The following is a 1866-nucleotide window of genomic DNA, read 5'->3' as shown; positions in this document are numbered from 1 at the left end:
CATTAACAAACGGTATGAATATATGGGCGAAGAAACACGAAAGAAAATTAAAGAAGCGATTGATACACTCGGCTATCAGCCCAATTATCTAGCAAGGAGCTTAAAACAAAAGCGAACGTCAATGATTGGGATTATTGTCGCGAATATTATGCACAGATTTTCTACTGAAGTCATTCGTGCAATTGAAGACTATTGCCATTCACAAGATATACATGCCATCATCTGTAACGCAGATGATGACCCTGATAAAGAAAAGAAATATATTAATATGTTAAAAGCAAAGCAAGTAGATGGCCTTATTTTATTTCCAACGGGAGCCAATACTTCTCTTTATGAGCAGATGATCAAAGAAGAATATCCGGTTGTTATTATGGATCGCAAAATTCATGATGTAAAAGGAAAAATTCCATCCGTAGTGGCGAAYAACCAAGAAGCCACAAAACAGGCTATTTTGCATCTCCTCGAGCTTGGACATAAGCATATAGCGATTATTACAGAACCATTAACTATTACACCTCGGATTGAACGTGTAGAAGGGTACAAAGAAGCGTTAACATCAGCCAATATGCCTGTAAATGAATCCATGATTATCAATTGCAAAAAAGCGGACATGCAAAAAGCGCTTGAGAAGCTATTTGCAGCAGATAATTCGCCGACAGCGCTGCTTGCTGGAAACGATTTAGTATTCATTGAAGTGCAGAAATTTATTAAACAACACGGATTTAATATCCCAAATGATTTATCTTTAATTGTTTATGATAATATTCCTTACGCAGATGTAGCAACGCCTGCTGTTACGACGATTTCGCAGCCAGCTTTTGATATGGGAACAAAAGCAGCAGATTTACTTATTAAACAAATTTTAAAAGAAAAGATAGCTTATGAAGAGTACCAGTATGAGTGTGAATTAATTATTCGAGAAACAACTTTGTCGCATTAAACTAAAAAGAGCGCCTATGGCGTGCTCTTTTTAGCTCATCAAAATATTGGTTTTTTTTACGCAGTTACTAAACCGGTTTAGTAGAAAGTGAGGAGAAAAAATATGAAGATACAATTAGCATTAGATCGTGTCACAATTGAAGAAGCTATTATCCTTGCCAAGCTGGCAGAACCCTCTGTTGATTGGATTGAAGTAGGTACATCTCTTATAAAAGAGTATGGAATTGAAAGCATTTATAAAATCAAACAGGCATTTCCGCACAAGACGATTGTAGCAGATATCAAAACGATTGATAACGCAGAGTATGAGTTTACAATGTGCTATCAAGCAGGTGCAGATATAGCAACAGTCATGGGTGTATCACCTTTACCTACGATAGATACTTGCGCAAATGTCAGCGAAAAATGGAATAAAAAAATGATGGTTGATTTATTAAACACGTCAAGCAGCTCGCAAAAGCAAGTGGGTATTTATAGAAGCGCTATTTTTTGCCATCATATCAGCAAAGACGAGCAAGAAAAAGAAGGAAAATCGCTGAGTCAAATAAATTTGCGGCAATATTTTCATTCAGATGCCCAAATAGCAGTAGCAGGAGGAATTAATCCAACCTCAGCAGCATCATTACTTCAAATGAAGGCGGACGTCGCGATTATTGGATCAGCGATTACAAAAAGTGCGGATGTGGCAAAAGCATCTGCTGAATTTCAAAACTTATTTATGAGCAGGGGGAACGTATAATGACAAAAGCACAAACGATTTTAGACGAAATTACGGCCGTAATGAATCACATAAAAGAACCGCAAATAGAAGAAGTAGCGTTTTCACTTTACCAAGCAAAACGAATTTTTGTTATAGGCGAAGGCCGCTCTGGGTTAATGGGCAAATCGTTTGCGATGAGACTCATGCATTTAGGTGCGACAGTATAT

3 protein-coding genes are annotated in these 1866 nt (G+C 37.3%); all 3 read left to right on the top strand.

Annotated elements, in window-relative coordinates:
* On the top strand, positions 1-940 hold a 940-nt coding region (locus AC1DRF_RS25570), incomplete at its 5' end, for a substrate-binding domain-containing protein (RefSeq protein ID WP_477742024.1).
* 102 nt (positions 941-1042) lie between these two features.
* Positions 1043-1678, top strand: coding sequence for a 3-hexulose-6-phosphate synthase (hxlA, locus tag AC1DRF_RS25565; protein WP_427076030.1), 636 nt, complete (start codon positions 1043-1045; stop codon positions 1676-1678).
* The coding region (locus tag AC1DRF_RS25560; protein ID WP_477742023.1) for an SIS domain-containing protein at positions 1678-1866 on the top strand (189 nt) is incomplete at its 3' end. The genes hxlA and AC1DRF_RS25560, both read left to right, overlap by 1 nt.

This window comes from Priestia sp. P5_B4 (assembly GCF_056400385.1).
The sequence above is the reverse complement of the archived record's forward strand: the minus strand, read 5'-3'. Positions and strand labels throughout refer to the sequence as shown.